The sequence below is a fragment of the Nocardia sp. NPDC051981 genome, from assembly GCF_040680715.1.
Lineage (GTDB): Bacteria > Actinomycetota > Actinomycetes > Mycobacteriales > Mycobacteriaceae > Nocardia.
The window spans coordinates 202,624-220,524 of record NZ_JBFAXK010000014.1; the positions used below are offsets into that span (position 1 = coordinate 202,624).

Annotated in this window: 18 protein-coding genes and 1 tRNA gene; 8 read left to right on the forward strand and 11 right to left on the reverse strand. The window is 66.1% G+C overall.

The annotated features are described in order from the left end of the window. Positions 1-20: 20 nt before the first annotated feature. The 4 genes from AB0L60_RS24350 to AB0L60_RS24365 all read left to right on the forward strand — a co-directional run bounded on the left by AB0L60_RS24350 (position 21) and on the right by AB0L60_RS24365 (position 3,402). The gene (locus AB0L60_RS24350; protein WP_364617756.1) at positions 21-698 is read left to right on the forward strand and encodes an MBL fold metallo-hydrolase; all 678 of its coding nucleotides are present in this window, start codon (positions 21-23) and stop codon (positions 696-698) included. 119 nt (positions 699-817) lie between these two features. Continuing rightward, entirely contained in the window at positions 818-1,396 is a 579-nt protein-coding gene (locus tag AB0L60_RS24355; protein ID WP_364617797.1) for a YdcF family protein, read from the forward strand. 3 nt (positions 1,397-1,399) lie between these two features. Continuing rightward, positions 1,400-2,668 (forward strand): deoxyguanosinetriphosphate triphosphohydrolase, encoded by a 1,269-nt coding sequence (locus AB0L60_RS24360; RefSeq protein WP_364617758.1) that lies wholly within the window; start codon positions 1,400-1,402, stop codon positions 2,666-2,668. A gap of 5 nt (positions 2,669-2,673) precedes the next feature. Further along, on the forward strand, positions 2,674-3,402 hold the full coding sequence (locus tag AB0L60_RS24365) for a hypothetical protein (protein ID WP_354835423.1): 729 nt from the start codon (positions 2,674-2,676) through the stop codon (positions 3,400-3,402). Between the two features lie 56 nt (positions 3,403-3,458). On the opposite strand, the gene AB0L60_RS24370 is transcribed toward AB0L60_RS24365, so the two are convergent. Genes AB0L60_RS24370 through AB0L60_RS24380 form a run of 3 tightly spaced genes read right to left on the reverse strand, consistent with a single transcriptional unit; the run spans position 3,459 to position 5,308 of the window. Then, complete coding sequence (locus AB0L60_RS24370) at positions 3,459-4,139, reverse strand: ABC transporter ATP-binding protein (RefSeq protein ID WP_364617760.1); 681 nt, start codon at positions 4,137-4,139, stop codon at positions 3,459-3,461. Further along, entirely contained in the window at positions 4,136-4,684 is a 549-nt protein-coding gene (locus AB0L60_RS24375) for a biotin transporter BioY (RefSeq protein WP_364617762.1), read from the reverse strand. Before AB0L60_RS24375 ends, AB0L60_RS24370 begins: the two co-directional genes overlap by 4 nt. Before the next feature lie 33 nt (positions 4,685-4,717). Next, a complete protein-coding gene (locus tag AB0L60_RS24380) occupies positions 4,718-5,308 on the reverse strand; it encodes an energy-coupling factor transporter transmembrane protein EcfT (protein ID WP_364617764.1) in 591 nt (196 codons plus the stop codon). A gap of 252 nt (positions 5,309-5,560) precedes the next feature. Here AB0L60_RS24380 and dnaG point away from each other — a divergent pair, with 252 nt between their 5' ends. Continuing rightward, positions 5,561-7,474 (forward strand): DNA primase, encoded by a 1,914-nt coding sequence (dnaG, locus tag AB0L60_RS24385; protein ID WP_364617766.1) that lies wholly within the window; start codon positions 5,561-5,563, stop codon positions 7,472-7,474. Positions 7,475-7,598: 124 nt separating this feature from the next. Here dnaG and AB0L60_RS24390 read toward each other — a convergent pair whose 3' ends face one another. Further along, entirely contained in the window at positions 7,599-7,844 is a 246-nt protein-coding gene (locus AB0L60_RS24390) for a hypothetical protein (protein ID WP_354835413.1), read from the reverse strand. A gap of 175 nt (positions 7,845-8,019) precedes the next feature. Here AB0L60_RS24390 and AB0L60_RS24395 point away from each other — a divergent pair. Further along, positions 8,020-8,092 (forward strand) — tRNA-Asn (locus AB0L60_RS24395). Between the two features lie 71 nt (positions 8,093-8,163). Here AB0L60_RS24395 and AB0L60_RS24400 read toward each other — a convergent pair. The 4 genes from AB0L60_RS24400 to AB0L60_RS24415 all read right to left on the reverse strand — a co-directional run bounded on the left by AB0L60_RS24400 (position 8,164) and on the right by AB0L60_RS24415 (position 12,159). Continuing rightward, entirely contained in the window at positions 8,164-8,574 is a 411-nt protein-coding gene (locus tag AB0L60_RS24400) for a tyrosine-type recombinase/integrase (RefSeq protein WP_364617799.1), read from the reverse strand. Beyond that, the gene (locus tag AB0L60_RS24405; protein WP_364617769.1) at positions 8,519-8,743 is read right to left on the reverse strand and encodes a hypothetical protein; all 225 of its coding nucleotides are present in this window, start codon (positions 8,741-8,743) and stop codon (positions 8,519-8,521) included. The genes AB0L60_RS24400 and AB0L60_RS24405 overlap by 56 nt, the downstream gene beginning before the upstream one ends. Positions 8,744-10,025: 1,282 nt before the next feature. Beyond that, positions 10,026-11,072: a hypothetical protein gene (locus AB0L60_RS24410; protein WP_364617771.1), complete on the reverse strand. Its 1,047-nt coding sequence runs from the start codon at positions 11,070-11,072 to the stop codon at positions 10,026-10,028. 577 nt (positions 11,073-11,649) lie between these two features. Then, a complete protein-coding gene (locus tag AB0L60_RS24415) occupies positions 11,650-12,159 on the reverse strand; it encodes a hypothetical protein (protein WP_364617773.1) in 510 nt (169 codons plus the stop codon). 705 nt (positions 12,160-12,864) lie between these two features. Here AB0L60_RS24415 and AB0L60_RS24420 point away from each other — a divergent pair. Both AB0L60_RS24420 and AB0L60_RS24425 read left to right on the forward strand, forming a co-directional pair. After that, entirely contained in the window at positions 12,865-13,449 is a 585-nt protein-coding gene (locus AB0L60_RS24420; RefSeq protein ID WP_364617775.1) for a DUF1877 family protein, read from the forward strand. Positions 13,450-13,652: 203 nt separating this feature from the next. Then, complete coding sequence (locus tag AB0L60_RS24425; RefSeq protein WP_364617777.1) at positions 13,653-14,384, forward strand: hypothetical protein; 732 nt, start codon at positions 13,653-13,655, stop codon at positions 14,382-14,384. 276 nt (positions 14,385-14,660) lie between these two features. Here the strand turns inward: AB0L60_RS24425 and AB0L60_RS24430 are convergent, their stop codons facing one another. From AB0L60_RS24430 to AB0L60_RS24440, 3 genes are all read right to left on the reverse strand, one after another. Next, positions 14,661-15,101, reverse strand: a complete 441-nt coding sequence (locus AB0L60_RS24430; protein ID WP_364617779.1) for a hypothetical protein — start codon at positions 15,099-15,101, stop codon at positions 14,661-14,663. 439 nt (positions 15,102-15,540) lie between these two features. After that, entirely contained in the window at positions 15,541-16,575 is a 1,035-nt protein-coding gene (locus AB0L60_RS24435) for an NAD(P)-dependent alcohol dehydrogenase (protein ID WP_364617781.1), read from the reverse strand. A 641-nt stretch (positions 16,576-17,216) separates the two neighbouring features. Beyond that, positions 17,217-17,798: a hypothetical protein gene (locus AB0L60_RS24440; protein ID WP_364617783.1), complete on the reverse strand. Its 582-nt coding sequence runs from the start codon at positions 17,796-17,798 to the stop codon at positions 17,217-17,219. Between the last annotated feature and the right edge of the window lie 103 nt (positions 17,799-17,901).

Below are 17,901 nucleotides of genomic sequence, written 5' to 3' on the forward strand. Positions count from 1 at the left end.
GCCATGACTACGATCGGGGAGTGATCACGATCGATTCGCCCTACACGGGACACGTCTCGCCCGGCTCCAACCCGCAGCAGCGCGAGGTGCCGGGTGCGCGCATCGTGAAAATGTCGGTGGGCGCCATGGACAACAACACCTATCTGGTGCAGTGCGCCGCCACCGGCGCGACGCTGCTCATCGATGCCGCCAATGAAGCGGACCGGATCCTCGAGCTCATCGGGCAGGAGGCGCCGGGCCGGGTGGAACTCATCGTCACCACGCATCAGCACCGGGACCACTGGATCGCGCTGCCGGATGTCGTGAAGGCGACCGAGTCTCCCACCGCCGCCCACGCGCTGGACGCCGACCCGCTGCCCGTCACCCCGGCCCGGCTGCTCGCGGACGGCGACCGTGTCCAGGTCGGTGAGCTGGAGCTGGAAGCCATCCACCTGAGCGGGCACACGCCCGGCTCGGTCGCGCTGGCGCTCACCGACGGTGCGGGCCGCACGCACCTCTTCACCGGTGATTCGCTGTTCCCGGGCGGCGTCGGCCGCACCCTCTCGCCGGAGCAGTTCGCCTCGCTGCTCGGCGATGTCGAGACCAAGCTTTTCGGCCGCTACCCGGACGACACCGCGGTGTACCCGGGCCACGGCGACGACACCACCCTCGGAGTGGAGCGCCCGCAGTTGCCCGAGTGGCGGCGACGCGGTTGGTGAAACTCCGGAACCGCCCGACCGAACCGGACTTTCTGGTCCGGGACATCGCCTCCGTCAACCCCCCGGGCGGACACGGTGTGCTGCGCTGGGCCCGGCGACTGCTGATCGGCACGCTGCTCATGGGCGTCCTGGTGGTGGGCGGTACCGCCGTGCGGGTCTGGCAGGTGGCCCGCATCGACGACTACACGCCCGCCGACGCCATCGTGGTGCTGGGCGCGGCCCAGTACGACGGCACGCCGTCGTCGGTGTTCGAGGCGCGACTGGACCAGGCGTACAAGCTGTTCCGCAAGCAGATCGCGCCCATGATCGTCACCGTGGGCGGCAAGCAGGTCGGTGACAACTACACCGAGGCGGCGTCGGGCAAGAACTATCTGAAAGACCGTGGCGTGCCGGAGGATCGGATCCTGGCCGTCGAAACCGGTTCCGACACTCTGCAGAGCGTGGAGGCGGTGTCGAGAGCGCTACGGGCGCGTGGCAAGTCGTCGGTGGTGCTGGTCAGCGACCCCTGGCATTCACTGCGCACCCGCACCATGATGCGTGATGCCGGGCTGGCCGCCTGGACCGCGCCCACCCGCACCGGCCCGGCGGTGTACACCCGGGAATCGCAGGCGCACGGCATCTTCCGGGAGACCTTCGCCCTGCTCTGGTACCAGCTGACCCATTTCTCGGCGGATTTCAAATACACGGCGGATCAGTGAGCGATGAACGCACGTATCGACTATGACGGTGTGTACTCCGAGGCCGATCGGGAGCGCATGGTGCCCGAAACCGAGCGGACCGCGGGACTGAGCTGGTCGCCGTGCCCGGCCCGGCGCAGTGAATTCGCGCGGGATCGGGCGCGGGTACTGCATTCCGCGGCGCTGCGACGGCTGGCGGACAAGACGCAGGTGATGGGGCCACGCGACGGGGACACCCCGCGCACGCGGCTGACCCATTCGCTGGAGGTCGCCCAGATCGGCCGCAGCATCGCCGACAGCCTGGGCTGTGATCCCGATCTGGTGGATCTGGCCGGGATGGCGCACGACATCGGGCATCCGCCCTACGGCCACAATGGCGAACAGGCGCTCGACCAATTCGCCGACGCGCACGGCGGTTTCGAGGGCAATGCGCAGAACCTGCGCATCCTCACCCGGCTGGAGCCGAAGGTCATCGACGATCAGGGCGTCAGCTTCGGGCTCAACCCGACCCGGGCCGCGCTGGACGCTGTCATCAAATACCCCTGGGGCAGAATGGGTCCCCGCTCCAAGTTCGGTGCGTACGGCATCGACATGGACCGCCTGGACTGGGTCCGCAAGGGCGCCCCGGATCGCCGCCAGTGCCTGGAATCGCAGATCATGGACTGGTCCGACGATGTCGCGTACTCGGTGCACGATGTCGAGGACGGGGTGATCGTGGGCCGCATCGATCTGCGGGCGCTCGCCGACCCGGTCGAACAGGTCGCGCTCGCGGAACTCGGTGCGCGCCAGCATCCTTCGCTGGCGCTGGAGGAGCTGGTCGCCGCCGCGCAGCGGCTCTCGGAGATGCCGGTGGTCTCCGCCGCCACCGAATACGACGGCTCCCTGCGCGCCTCCGTGGCCCTGAAACGACTGACCAGCGACCTGGTGGGCCGTTTCGCCACCGCCGCGGTCGAGGCCACCCGCGCCGCCTGGGGCGGCCGCCAATTGTCGCGCTACACCGCCGATCTGGAGGTGCCGCGCATCGCGGCCGCCGAGGTCGCGGTGCTCAAGACCATGGCGCTGCGCTACGTGCTCTCCGACCCCATCCACCGGGTGCGCCAGGCCGGGCAGCGCGAACGCATCCTGCTGGTCGCCAACCGGCTGCTGGAAGCCGCCCCGCACGGGCTGGACCGGCTGTTGCTGCCGTGGTGGGAGGCAGCCGTCGACGACACCGCACGGGTGCGGGTGATCGTCGACCAGATCGCGTCCTACACCGAGAGCCGCCTGGAACGGGTCGCCGCCGCGATACCCTGAATCCGGTGGAACCGGCGGCAGGGGGCGCGATGACCCGCGAGGTGGACGGCATAGTCGACCTGGATCGGTACCCGCTGGACCGGAGGTCGGTGGCACGGCTGCGCGAGGTGATCGAGCGGGCGCAGGCGGACTTCCTGGTCAGCGGTGTCACTGTGCTGCCCGAATTCCTGCGCCCCGCCGCGGTGACCGAGATGGCGGCCGATGTGCTCTCCGACGGGCTGGGCGACGCCATGCGGTTCGAGTACACGGTCGCGTGCGACCGGATTCCGGATTCCTCGCCGCTGAAGGCGCTCTACCACTGGGAACCATTGCGGGAGTTCGTGTCCCACCTGGTGGGGGAGCAGGCGTACCGCTCGGCCGACGAGCTGGGGGCCATGACGGTGCAGATCCACGAGAACGGGGATGTGCAGGACTGGCACTACGACATGTCCGATTACACGGTGATGCTGCACATCGTCGCGCCGGAGCGGGGTGGGGCGCTCGAATACATTCCGCTGCCCGGGGCTTTCATCGAGCGCGGGGGCGGGCTGCCCATGCGGCACCGGCACATGGTGAAGATGCTGCCGACGGTGCCGGGGACGCTGGTGCTGCACGCCGGGCGGCGATCACGGCACAGGGTGACACCGGTACAGGGGGAGATTCCGCGGGTGAGTGTGCACATGGCGTTCAATTCACGGCCGGGGCAACGGCTCAATGCCCATGTGCGGCGGCATCTGTTCGGGCGCGAGGAGTGATACCGCCCATCGTGGGCGCGGGCCCGGGCCGGCTCCGAATCGGAAGATTCCGCTGATCAATTCGCGGCGTGCATGGCCACATAGTGCGCGATGCATTCGCCCGGCGGGCCGTCGGCCACGATGCGGCCCTCGTCGAAGACCAGCACCCGGTCGAAGTCGGCGAGCAGGTCCAGATCGTGCGAGACCACGATCAGCTGCTGCGGAAGTTCGTGCAGCAGACGGGAGATGCGGCGGGTGTTGCGCAGGTCGAGCAGCGTGGTGGGCTCGTCGAACACCACGTACTTCGGTCCCACCGACAGCACCGCGGCGATCGCGAGCAGCTGCTTCTGCCCGCCGCTGAGCAAATGCGCCGGGTGGTCGCGGAATTCGGTGAGGCCGTATTCGGCCAGGGTCGCGCTGACACGGTCCGGGATCTCGGACTTGGCGACGCCGTGGTGCTTGAACCCGAAGGCCAGATCCTCGGCGACGGTCGGCATGACGATCTGCACATCCGGATCCTGGAAGACGAATCCGACCAGTTTGCGAACGGCCCTGCCCTGCTTGCGGGTATCGAGCCCGTCGACCCGCACCCGCCCGTCGGTGGGCACCTGCAGCCCGTTGAGCAATCGCGCGAACGTGGACTTGCCGGACCCGTTGGAGCCGATGACGGCAATCCGGTTCTCGCTCAGGCGCAGATCGAGGTCGCGCAGCACCGCGCGCTCCCCGAACCGATGCGAGACGCCGTCGAGTTCGATCATGCCCGCGCCGGAATCATCGGATACGCCTTGCGGACCGCCACCGCGGCCAGCGAGCCGACCACGGTCTTGACCACATCGCCCGGCAGGAACGCCACCGAGGTGGTGATCGCCTTGCCCAGCGCGATGTGCGCGGCGGCGGCCATCCACGGAATGCCGATGACGTACAGCACGATCGCGCCGCCCAGGAAGTTGATCAGCAGGGCGATGGGCAGGTTGTAGTACCGCCACAGGCGTTCGGTGAGTAGCCCGATCACCAGTGCGCCGATCGGATAGGCGATCACGAAGCCACCCGTCGGGCCCATGATCACCGACAGCCCGCCGCGTCCGCCCGGCAGCACCGGCAGGCCGGCGAAGACCAGCACATCGAACAGCAGGATGGCCAGCGCACCGCGCTTGGCGCCCAGAATCGACCCGGCCAGGATGACGCCCAGGGTTTGCGAGGTGAACGGCGCGAAGGCTCCCGGCAGCTGAATGAGCGGGAAGAATCCCAAAACCACCATGATTGCCGCGAACAGCGCGATCCGCGCCAAATCCCTACTACGCACCGAGGCATCCTAAATGGCCGCGGTTCGGACCCTTCAGTCCAGGCCGCGGGCGTCCAGTGCCTCGCCGACCCCGTCGGCCATGCGGAGTGTGCGGATCAGTAGCGGGACCAGGAAGACCGTGCTGCGCTCGATGCCGCGGGCGCGCTGCGCCGAGCGCACGAGTTCGGCCTGGTCACGGATGACGGGGATGAATCGGATGGTCATGGCGACCAGCAGGCCCACGCGCTCGGGGTGGACGCCCAGCGGCCGCAGCGGACCGAGCGCCCGCTCGATGGTCTCGACCATGGCCGAGGTGCGTGTGGTGAGTGTCACCAGATTGGCCAGCAGGACCAGCGTGAGCAGTCGCTCACCGACCAGGACCGCGGTGTGCCAGTCCGAGAAGATCACCTGCGCGACCACGATCAATACGAGAAACGGTGCCAGCCCGAGTACCTGCCGGCCGGTCGTCCGCCACGGAATCCGCGCGACCGCATACAAACCCAGCACCACCGCCAGCGCGACCCCCACCCACACGATCGACGGCACGAAGAACAACGCCGTCCCCGCGACCGCCAGCACCAGCACCTTCACCCCGGCGGGCACGGCGTGCACCGGCGTATTGGCATCGTGATAGAGGCTGAGCACCGATAGATCCTCGCAGCCCGGTCCCATGGTTCGTCGTTGGGGACGCCCCGACTGATTTCGCTGCGAGTGGGGTAACTCGTCGGGTACGTCCGAAATTTTCGTCGTACCTGACCGCCTGCACGCGTGTGGAACCGGCAACGGCTCCTAGCTGTGCGCTGAAGTTTCGGGTAGGCGCGGGAGCGCGCTGAAGTTTCGGGGAGGCGGGATTGTGCGCCGAATCGCGGGGAGGCGGGGGAGCGCTAGACTCGCTCCGTGGCAGGCCGACTTCCTGACCGCGATATCGCGGCGATTCGTGAACGTGTCCGGATCGAGGATGTCGTAGGTGAGTATGTCACTCTCAAGCGCGCCGGCGCCGACTCCATGAAGGGCCTGTGCCCCTTCCACGACGAGCGGTCCCCGTCCTTCCATGTGCGCCCCAATCACGGCGTCTTCCACTGCTTCGGCTGCGGTGAGGGTGGCGACGCCTTCGCCTTCCTGCAGAAGATCGAGCACGTCGGTTTCGTCGAGGCGGTCGAGCAGCTGGCCGACCGCATCGGCTACAAGATCAACTACGAGGGCGGCGGCACCTCCGTGCAGCGCGACCGCGGCACCCGCTCCCGCCTGGTCGCCGCCAATGCCGCCGCGCACGAGTTCTACGTTTCCCAGCTCGGCGAGCCCAGCGCGGAAGCGGCCCGCAAGTACCTCACCGACCGCAACTTCGACCACAACGCCGCCCGCCAGTTCGGCTGCGGCTACGCCCCCGGTGGCTGGGACACCCTCACGAAACACCTGCTGCGCAAGGGTTTCGACTTCAAGGAGCTGGAGGCCGCGGGCCTGTCCAAGCAGGGCCAGCGCGGCCCCATGGACCGTTTCAACCGCCGCCTGCTGTGGCCCATCCGCAATCTCGGCGGCGAGGTCATCGGTTTCGGCGCGCGCCGCCTGTACGACGACGACACCATGACCGCCAAGTACATCAACACCTCGGAAACGTTGCTGTACAAGAAGTCTCAGGTGCTGTTCGGCCTCGATCACGCCAAGCGTGAGATCGCCAAGGGCCATCAGGCCGTCGTCGTCGAGGGCTACACCGACGTCATGGCCATGCACATGGCGGGCGTCAAGACCGCTGTCGCCTCCTGCGGCACCGCCTTCGGCGACGAGCACCTCGCGATCCTGCGTCGCCTGCTCATGGACGACAACTTCTGGCGCGGCGAGATCATCTACACCTTCGACGGCGACGAGGCGGGCCAGGCCGCCGCCCTGAAGGCCTTCTCCGGCGACCAGAAACTGGCGGGCCAGACCTACATCGCCGTGGCCCCCGACGGCCTCGACCCCTGCGAACTGCGCCAGCGCAATGGCGACGGCGCGGTCCGCGACCTGGTCGCCCGTCGAGTCCCGTTGTACGAGTTCGTTATCCGCGGCCTGCTCGCCGAACATAATCTGGATTCCCCCGAGGGGCAGGTCGAGGCGCTGCGCCGCGCCGTTCCCGTCGTCTCCCAGATCAAGGACTTCGCCCTCCGCAAGGCGTACGCCACCAAACTGGCCGGCTGGGTCGGCTGGGACGACATCCAGCAGGTCGTGCGCCGCGTCGGCGATGAAGCCCGCAAGGGCGCCCGCACCGGCGCCAAACCCGGCATCCCCGAACGTCAAGCGCGCCAAGAGGTCACCGAGCACCCCGCCGCCCGCCCCAACCCCCACGACCCGACTTTGCTCCCGCAGCGCCAAACCCTGGCCGCCGCACTGCAATACCCCGCCTTCGCGGGCCCCGTCTTCGATGCCCTGGAGCCGGAAGCCTTCACCCAGCCCGCCTACATCGCGGTCCGCGCCGCCATCGCCGAGGCCGGTGGCACCGCCAGCGGTCTGACCGGCGCGGAATGGGTCGCCGCGGTCGCCGACAACACCGAAGACCTCACCCTGCGGGCCCTGGTCTCCGAACTGGCCGCCGAACCGCTCCCGGTGAAGTCCGCCGACGACATCCCCCGCTTCGTCACCGGCGTCCTGGCCCGCACGCAGGAGTCCTGGGTCGGCCGCCAGATCGCCGAACTGAAGTCCAAGCTCCAGCGAATCTCCTCGACCGAACAGCCCGACGGCTACATGGCCCTGTTCGGCGACCTGGTCGCCCTGGAGCAGTACCGGAAGAGCCTGCTGACCCAGGCCATGGGCAACTCGGGCGACTTCGTAAGCAGCTGACCCCGGTGGCAGGCGGCGAAGCCCGCCGCCGGTGCCCTTCCGGGCGCGCTGACAAGCCCGCCGACTCTGGATCAGCAGGCTTCCGGTTCGAATCTCAGCTGGGGTGGGGCAACGCCCCAATCCCTCAGCGCCGCAGCTGATCCTGCGGCACGAGGATGGTGGTGCGCTCGTCCAGCGGCACCATCGGTTCCAGCTTCGGCTGGGTGCTCAGCTTGTCCGCGAGCTTCTGCCGCCCCATCATCACGACCTTCCGTGTGACAGGGCTCTCGCTGATCGCGCGGGTCGTCTTACTGATCTGCTCATACCGAGCCCGCCCGGCCTTAGCGCCCAGCACATACCCGGCCGCAACACCGATGATCAACCGCAGCATCCCGAGAAGCTCCTCCCATAGACCAGCCTGCCCCACATCCTGCCCGACCCCACCCCCACCTGTCGATCCGGCACCCCACCCACATCCCCGCAGGTAGAGCGGCGATTTGGGAACTGTACAACCGATACGCTAAAGTTTTCCCCGGCCGGTCCGAGAGGGCCAGCCAGGGAAACAATCCCCTATAGCTCAATTGGCAGAGCAGCCGACTGTTAATCGGCAGGTTTCTGGTTCGAGTCCAGATGGGGGAGCCGAAAAGGCCCCTGACCTTGGTGAAAATATCACCGGTCGGGGGCCGAATTCGTTCCGAGACCCGAAAGCCTCAACTAAGTCTCACAAAAGTCGAGACCCGCCCTTTTCCGTCATGACCTTGGTCGGCGCTGGCGCCCGGGTCGCCCATGACCAGCTCATGCAGGATCGTGGCGGCGTGATGGTGATCCCTGCCCCGCGCCATGTACTTGCGCTGGGTCATCGCGGGGTCGGCGTGCTGGAGCACATCGGCCACCACCTGCGCCGAGAGTCCCGCATCGTCGAGTGCCACCGCCATGAATGTGCGGAAGGTGTACGGCACCAAGTCGTCCGGAAGTCCCAGCGCCTCGCGTACCCGCCGCCATTGATGGTCCGCATTCACCGGGTCGCGCAATGTCCAGTCGAACGACGGAAAGATCAGACCAACCTCATAGTCGTCGGACGGGGGATTGTCGCGCTTTCGCTCCTGAAGCCCAGCGGCGATCGAGAATGTCCACGGCGAACTGCGGAAGTGCGATCGTGCCCTGCGGGTTCTTCGGGTCGTCGTCCTTCACCATGCGGACAAGACCCTCGCCCTTGGCGCGCACGACTTTGCCGAGCGTGCGGATCTCCTTCTTCTTGCGGTGATAGTCCGGCCAGGCCAGCCCGAGCACCTGACTCGGACTGTCCGGTGGCCAGCTCCAACGCCACCAGGTCCGCGAGGTCGGCACCCTCGCAGTACTCGGCCACGGTCGGCGGTGTGCAGGAACGGATTCCGCGCGCCTTCTCGGCCTTGGTGAGCTTGCGCGGGTACAGCACCGTGGGCCAGTACACCGAGGTGAGGACGAACCGCAGATCTACCAGTCGGCAGATTGGTCCCGGTTCGGCGTCGACGACCGCGAGATCGTCGAGAGCGACAAGCTGTCCCCATGCTCGTCGCGATTGATCAGAGCCTCACGCGGTAAAACCGATGCTGATGGGTACGGTCACGATGGTCTACAAAGCCGACGGCAGGCTCGAGAGGGTACGCGCCGGTGCCTTCTTTACGCGAGAGAGCAATCGGCGGGACGGGGCTCGGTGGGGCAAGGCAACAACGTGCCGTCCCAACCCGATGTCCACGTAGCAATGCGGCAGTCGCCGCGCCGATTCCCGATGCCGGACCGGTAACCACATAAGTACGTGCAGCGGTCCCTGCCTGCGATGTCATCGCGGCGCCCCTTCTCATCACCCAACCGGCACCGCGCACCCAAACCTCATCGATGCCGGAACAACCCCAACACCCTATGCAGGCGCCGCCACTGCGGACATCCGGAGAAACCCTGATCCCCTGCGCCCCGAACATCCTCTCCTGCCGCATACCGCGCTGACCGAATCAGCCAGCTCGGCACCTCGGAAGATCAACGGGGCGCCATCTCGGGCGACTGACCGACCGCTGGAAGTGCACGGTAATGCCGAGTTGCGGATGACGGTCCAATCTCGCACTATCGGCTGTCGAACCGCAGTTTCGCGTGAATTCCTCAGCCGTAGTGCGCGCTTAGAACGGTTGCACTGCGATCGGTCCGCGCGTGGCAGTGCACTCTCCTGCTGCATACCGCGCTGACCGAACCGGCCAGCGCGGGGTGCCGGCGGCCGGAACCTGTTGCGGTGCAGAACGTCCGCTATTGCCGATGACCGTGTGCAGAACGCAGACGTGCTGGCGTTGGTTACGGTGGCCAAATCCCTGACAACGCAGCGGATCAGCAATCGGTGGAACACATCGAGGGCGTTGGCTGGCCTGAGCCAGCCTCGACCGAGGTCGGATCCACCGTTAATCCGAAACTCCCCCGTACGGCGTTAGAAGGCCAATATCAGCGCAGTAATGCGAGATCAGGCCGGATGATCTCGCCGCGATGTCTTGTGCCGGCCTTCGGCGTCGGCTCTACCGATCATCTCGACACGGTGGTTGTGGGACGCGGATCAGCAGTGTTCGTATTGACGTACGTAGGGCTGCGACTCCGGTAAGACGTTGTATCCGGGTGTCTGGCAGCCGCCGACCACGACCTCGAAAAAGGGGCCCCTGGAGTAGTAGACGGGGCCGTTGGGCGTGTGGATCGTGTAGTCGACCACCGCGCCGGAGCCTGCCAGGTAGGGAAGATGCAGATCGGCGAGTTGCGTGGTCTGCGCGGCGCTGAATTCCGTACCCACGGGAGGGAATACGGTGACGCCCAGTGTCCGGCCTTCCAAGGGCGGGTCGTAGACCGACACTTGAGCGAAGAACGGGATGGGTTGATCGGTCAGGAACCACTGCCACAGGTCGAGTTCGTCATTGGACGGGAAGCGAGGGGTGGGCTCTTGGGGGGTGACGCGATCATGGGGCCATGGATACGACCCGGGGAACCGTGCCGAATGATTGGGGAACCCACGCCCCCGCTCATGAACGGTGGATACGATCCACTGGTTGGACGCCAGTTCGGGGAAGTCCCGGATGATTCGGCGCATCGCCGCGATGGCGCGGTGAGGTTCGCTCTCGGAGCCTGCCCGGATGTCGATGGTGTTGGTTATGCGGCTCGCGTCGCCGCCGCTCGAGTCCCAGTGCACTTCGGTACCAGCGGCCCATAGTCGCGCCCAGTTGTTTGCGGCGTTCGCTTCCGTGCTCACGTCACGGCCGAAAAGCCAGTACGCGTAATAGGAGTCCGCCATCCGGTCGATGGTGACCGCTGTCGGGTCGCCATGGAAACGGCGCGGAAGCTGTTGAGCGCCCATGGCACTCACCACAGACGCGGCGTCGGCCGGTGTGGCGTCGTCGCGAAGCCGCACGTCGAGTTTGGCGTTGAAGTGTCTGCCCTTGTAGTGCTCGAACCGGTGTGACGCGTCTGTCACCCCTGGAAGGGCCCGGATGGCCGTCTCGATTTTGCGTGACCAGCTGTCACGCTCGGCCTGGTCGCGTCCATGTCCGAAATAGCCACATCCGGTCAGCAGGACAGCCGCCAGCAGCAACACGAGGATGGGCACGGTAGAGCGCATAACGTTGATCTTGCCAGCAATTGGCGTCGTCGCGGAGCCGCCGACGCGCCCCAGTTCTGCGGCCGGATTGCGAGAGTTTCGACGCAGCTGGGGAACTGCGGTGGCGTAACGGGCGGGGGCGAGCGACGGAATGGACGGCCCGACCCGACGATCGCCACGCCTCGCCCGCCCTCCCGCCCCAGCTATTTGCAGACTGCCATCGCTCGGTCCAATTTCCTTGGGGAGATACTGATTTGAGTGTTCATCCGCATCTCCGCGGCCGCACTAGCTCGTCTTCGCGGGAACGGCTTGGACCTTCCTCCGCGCATCGGGTTCCCTCGTCGATGAGTTCGTCCTGATGCTGGATGTCCCGGCCCGGCTGGTATCTGGCTGTGGGTGCGCTCCGTCGATCAGAAGAAATGATCAAGGCCGACGCCCTGTAATGCCGCATACCGCGCTGACCGAACCGTCCAGCGAGGGTGCCCGCGGTGAGATCGACGGCGGCCCAGCGATATCCGCTCATGCCGAATTGAGTGTGTCGGTGGCTACCGGCCACGCAGTCGAGTCGTTGCTCGAGCGAATCCGGATGAGCTGTGGGTCAGAGACGGGCAGGTCTCAGCGGCTCAATGACCTGGGCCTCGGAGCGCTCGCGCAGCTTGAGAAGCGCCTCGTCAAGGCTTGAGCCGAGCAGGTGGAGGGTGTTCATGCCGCGCGATTCCCACACCGGAAACTCCTCGTCGGCATTGCGGCTTGCGACGTCCCAGAGGAGAAGGTCGCCATTCTCGCTCCAGCCGAAGACTTCGAGTCGTTCGGCGAGGTCCCAGCTACCGTCGGGCTTGATCATCCAGTCGAATTCCTCCTCTTCGCCGTCGCGGAAGACCGTGTGGAAGTGCTCGGTGAGGTTCGCTGCACGGGCCCGCCCGTCTGCGAAACCGGGTTGGACGGGCGGGTAGATGAGCCACAGGCCGAACGTGCGGGCCCAGCCGCAGGAGCGAACAAACTCGCGGTAGCTCTGGGGGTACCCGCCGCCGTCCGGGAAACGGAACGAATCGAGTGCCTCGAAGTCAATATGCTCGAACGAGGGAGATTCAGGCGCGGGGACACTCATGACTCGATTATGGTCGGGTTGCTGGAGCCACCTTCACCTGTCAGGTCGACTCACCGGACAAAGTCCGGACCAACCTCCCTGGACATCACAACTAGTCATCGCTGTCCAGTGTGAGCACCGTTGGCTCCCCGAACGTTCTCATCTGCCGCATACCGCGCTGACCGAACCGGCCAGCGCGGCGGGGCGGAAGATCAAGTGGCGGTGTCGGCCTGAGGTCGTCCGAACGTCCTGCACTGCCGAGAGTCGCATGTTCGTGGCGGCCACGGCACGGTCGGTATTACCCGCTGTGACCCGGAACGCGATGATCGAACGATGCTGTCCTACCAGTGCGCGTTCTGTGATGATGCGGTCCACGAGAGAGTGTCGATCTTCGTGTTCTGAAGGTCTCGGCCGCCGAGATAGAAGGCGTCCAAGAGCTTTTCGTCCACAGGCGCTGTCTGGTCGCTGCGCTGCGTCCCGCGTTCCCCCTCGGCCCAGTTCTCGAACCTACAGCCGCAGACCAGCACTGAGCCAAATCGCGGGTGCGGCCCGGCGACCACGACACGAACGTCCTCAACTGCCGCATACCGCGCTGACCGCACCGGCCAGCGCGAGGCATCGGAAGATCAACGGGCCGTGCGGATCCGACGCCGACGGAACGTCCGCAACTGCCGATTCCAGGAGGCTGTGCCGAGCCGCGGTGACAGCGAAATCTACGATCTCGAGATGGCCCTCGATGCTTGTTACCAAGCAATTCCATACGAACCGCTGCTGGAGCGCGCGATACAGGATCGCGATGCCGCCGAGGGCGCTATCCAGTTCTTCGACACCTTGGCCACCGACGACATTTCGAACTACTTGGATGAGCCGATCTGCCTCGAGCTGGCACCGGTCGCTCGTCAGATCGTGACCGAGCGGCCCGGCATTCTGGACCGGAGACTCTCCACGCGCGGATGGGACGCGGCGTATTGGTTGCTCGCGCCCAACCGCCGGAACCAGCAAGAGCAAGATCCGACCGGATTGGCCGAGATCGCAGTGTTTGGAGCCGAGCCCTTCGCTTCGGGCGCGACTGCAACACAAGGGTTTCCGCTCCGGTTTGTCCGGCCGCCTACTGCGCGGACCGTAGCCGAATACATCGAGAGCAGCCTAGACAGCGCTGCACGGCTCTTCGACGCTGAAGCCATGAAAGCCTCCAGTGTCTACAAAGGTCCGTGGGATCGCGATCACCTGCTCGATCTGCTGGCCAAGTATGCACAGTTGTATCGACTCGCAGCCGACCTGGACGAATGCGTGCTGGTAGTGCTCGACTGAACCCGCGCGGCTCAAACATCCGCTCATGGCTCATACCGCGCTGACCGAACCGGCCAGCGCCGGGTATCAGAAGGTCAACTGGCCGTGCGGATCCGACGCCGGCGGAACGTCCGCTAGTGCCGATTATTGTGTGGTGGACGCTGATCAGCTCTGGGATCATCGGGTCGACGTTCGACATCAGTGCCGGTGGGAGGAAATCGCGGATGACCACAGCGCGGCGATTCTGGATCGAATTCGACCCGCGAGAGTGCAGCGACGCCCGGTTCTGGCGGGGTGTCGGTGTGACCGGCTTCGACGTGCGGGATTGCTTGTCGATGGTCGCCGATCTGTTCCCAGATGGACTGTTGCCACCCGTGCACCGAATTACCGTCGACGTCTCGCTGGCCGAGCCACTACCGGTGAATCCCCGCTATCTCGGCGTTTCAGTGTGGCGCGGGGTCTGGTACCCAGCCGTGAACCTCGGAATCGGGCCGACCCACGACATCGACCGACGGGGAGCACCCTGCGACTACCCGACGCCAGTCGCCGCGTCACACCGCCGACTGCGGGCTAACGCGAATCCGCGCCCGAAAACCACATGGTGGGACGAAATCCCGCATATCGATGGCCTGCTGTGGCCGCTGAGGGACATGCACCGCGCAGAGCGTGGCCGTGGAATGCGGGATTACGCCCCGGTGCTGCGCCGCGCCTGCGCCGCGGATCCGACCTACGGGGCCCTGGTGCGCGAAGCCCTCGACTTCATGATCGGCTGGCGGCCGACACCGGACGAATGGTTCGATCCGACCGAAACCAGGTTCACCGACCAGCGCGAGCTCGACGAGTACCTGCGAGCCTTCCGCGACTACCTGTTCGGCAACCGCCCGAACCCGATCCACCCTCCCGGCGGCGAACTGCTCGCACCCGACGAGCAACTACGACTTCCCGGGAGCGAATAAAACCCCCTCAGGCACAGGGCATTCCGTGATCGCAGCTGAGCGTGACCCGATCAGGGCAGCACGCGACGCGGCTCGAGACATTCGCTCATGCCGCTGACCGCGCTGACCGAACCGGCCAGAGCGCCGTGCCGGAAGATCAACGGGCAGAGCGTCTCACGGCCGCCGGCAGTGCGCGCTCATGCCGATGAGCGACCGCCGAGGAGATCGGCCGGTGAGTCATCCGCGATCGCGGAGTTCGATTGCCTGCTGGCACGCTGCGGTGAGAGGTCGGGGTGCTCACTGCTTGGCGATCCCCAACAAGGGAAGATCCAACGGCCGGTTGCCCGTCCGCGCATTCCACGCTTTGTACACAAGCCGATCGGGGCTGGGAACGTGGAACGCGTCCCGCAGGCCAACGATCACCATGGTGGCCAACTTTGGACCGGCCACCGGCTGCACCGCCCGAGGCACCTGGAACCACCAGTTTTCCCAGTCGATGTCAGGAGGATGCCAGCCTGCGCGCAGTGCGAGCTGATGCCCGGGATTGTGCAGGCCGGCGTTACGGTCCAGGTCGGCGTATGCGCCGAGTTCGGCGTGCAGCTTATTTTCGGACTGAGCGAATTGGGCGAAGCCGGGCTGAGCGTCGGGTTCGTCGGTATCGATCAGAAGGATCGCCCCGTCGGGGAGGACGGCAAATTGGTAGCCGAGTCCACACGCGAATTCGTCCCAGCTGGTCACAGCAGCCCCCTTGTCCAGTCGTTCCGGCCGTCTCGTCCTCGATCGCAAATAGCGCGTTGGCCTGAAGTCCAGCCCGGCATCGAGTCTCCGATACGTCACGAGTTGTGATGTGCCGCAAAGACTACGAGCCTCCACTGACACTCAGCGCCTAGCCGACCTCGCAGGGGCATCGTGCTGAAGACCGCCGGAGTCAAAATGTCCGGAACTGCCGCATACCGTGCTGACCGAACCGGCCAGCGCAGCGCGCCGGCGGCCGGAACCTGGTGCGGTGCAGAACATCCGCTACTAGCCGATTTCAGTGCACCGAGCCTGCGCCGCGCGAACATGGGGTTGTTCTGTCCGTGCCGGTGTCCATTCCGCAGGCGCCTGTCCGGAGCGGGAATTGCACAACTCTGCCAGACCGGGCACAGCAGTGACGGATCGATCAGCGCTGCCCGCCTCAGTCGTGGCTGATGACGACCTTTCCGAAACCGCCTCCGGACTCGATGTAACTCAGTGCGTCGGGAACCTGATCGAAGGTGAACACCCGATCGATCACCGGACGCAGCCGGTGATACGTGATCGCCTGTGTGAGGGCCTCGAAATGTGCCCGGCTGCCGGTGGCGATCCGCCGCAACACCGCACCGGTGTTGAACAACAGCTCCGGATCGATCGGCTCGGCGCCTTCGTCGCCGGACAGCCAGTAGCCGATCACCGCGATCTCGCCACCGAGAGCGGCAGCGCGGATCGACTTCCACAGCGGCCCCGCACTATCGATGATCCGATCCGCACCGGCTCCTCCGGTGGCTTCCCGCACAGCGGTGTACCAGTCGGGCGTCCGGCGGTAGTCGATGACCTCGTCGACGCCCAGTTTGCGCAACCGGTCCGCCTTCACGTCGCTGGACGTCGTCGCGATCACCCGCGCTCCTGCTGCGACGGCCAACTGCGCACTGAACAGCGACACCGACCCCGAGCCGAGCGTCAGCACCGTCTGGCCCGGACGCAGCGGCGCACCGGCGGTGAGCGCATGCCACGCGGTGACAGCTGCCAATGGCAGCGCGGCGGCCTCCTGATACGACAGATATTCGGGAATCCGAACCAGCCCTTGTTCTTCCAGCACCGCGTACTCGGTGAGCACACCGTCGATCATGGTGCCCAGTTGCGCAGCGGCATCGCGTCGGAACGGCCCGTCGACCCAGCGCGGAAACACCGTGGCGGCCACCCGATCTCCCGTCGCGAACCGCGTGACATCCGCGCCGACCTTGACCACCTCCCCGACGCCCTCGCATCCGGGGACGATACCCGGCGTGATCGGCAGCGGGTAGTTGCCGGCAAGTACCAGCAGGTCTCGATAGCCCAGTGCGTTCGCGTGTATCCGCACCAGTACCTGACCCCGGTCGGGACTGGGCACCTCACGCCGCTGCAGCGTCAACCCATCCAGCCCGCGTCCGGGCTCGAGCCGGTAGTTACGCATCCGAGTCGACTCTGCACTCACTGTCCCGTTCCTTTCGACGAACTTGCCCTGGACAACCCTGCGCCGCAGCACCCGCACCCGACAATTCCCCGCAGGGTATGAACGGGGCCCGTTCGAGGTCTAGACCGGAGCTTCGGCGGGGAAGTATGAGCAAGACGAACCACTGATGGTTTCGACGAAGATGGCTCGAGCGTGCTCGTTCGCAAGAAAGTCTCGACAAAGAGGTGTGGCATCCTGATTGTGTCGAGTTGTCTCAGGTGTGCGAGGGTCTTCGTGAAGTCACCAATCCTGTTGGCGGGCATCGGGTTCTAGCCAGCCTTGACTTCCACTAGTTGCATGAGATGGTCAACTGCTCAATCAGTTGGCAGGTTTCTGGTTCGAGTCCAGATGGGGGAGCTCAAAAACCCTCGATCGGTTTCCGATCGAGGGTTTTTTGTTTGTTCGACGGTGATGGGGCGGTTGCTGTCCGGCAATGCGCCATTGCGGGGAGCGCACCATCGGGCATGTGGACCGACTGCGCCGTGCGCGAGAATTGTTGTCGGCCAAGGGATACGACACCAGCAAAACCCGAGATGTTGCGGGAGCGCGAGACGACAGTGGCTGGACGCGGCCTTCGCGCGACAAGGGGGAACATGACGGCGTATCTGCCGCGGAATGGGGGTTCAGCCGACCGGGAGTTTCACCACCGCATTGGGGCCGCGGTCGGTGACGTATACGTTGTCCGCCGTGTCGACCGCCATACCCTGGGGGTCTTTGAGCCCGGTGAACGGCAATGTGGTCGGCGTCGTCGCGCCCGCCGCCAACCTCGCCACCGATTCGTTACCCCAGTCGACGACATACACGTCTCCCGCCCTGTCGACCGCCACACCCCGCGGGTCTTTGAGCCCGGTGAACGGCAACGTGGTCGGTGCCGACGCGCCCGCCGCCAACCTCAACACCCGCTCGGTGCCCAATTCGGTGACGTATACGTTGCCCGCCGTGTCGACCGCTACGCCCTGGGGATCTTGGAGCCCGGTGAACGGCAGCGTCGTCGGTGCCGGCGCGCCCGCCGCCAACCTCACCACCCGATCATTGGCCCGGTCGGCGACGTACACGTCTCCCGCCGTATCGACCGCCACGCCCCGGGGATCTTTGAGCCCGGTGAACGGCAGTGTGGTCGGTGCCGGCGCGCCCGCCGCCAACCTCACCACCCGATTGTTACTCGTGTCGGTGACGTATATGTTGCCCGCCGGGTCGACCGCCACACCCTGGGTGGACCGCCCCGGCTTTGGATGAGACCGAACTACCGATTCTTGTGCTTCATGCTGCCGTCAGTTGCTGACCGCGGCCTTCCCAGAAGACCCGCTC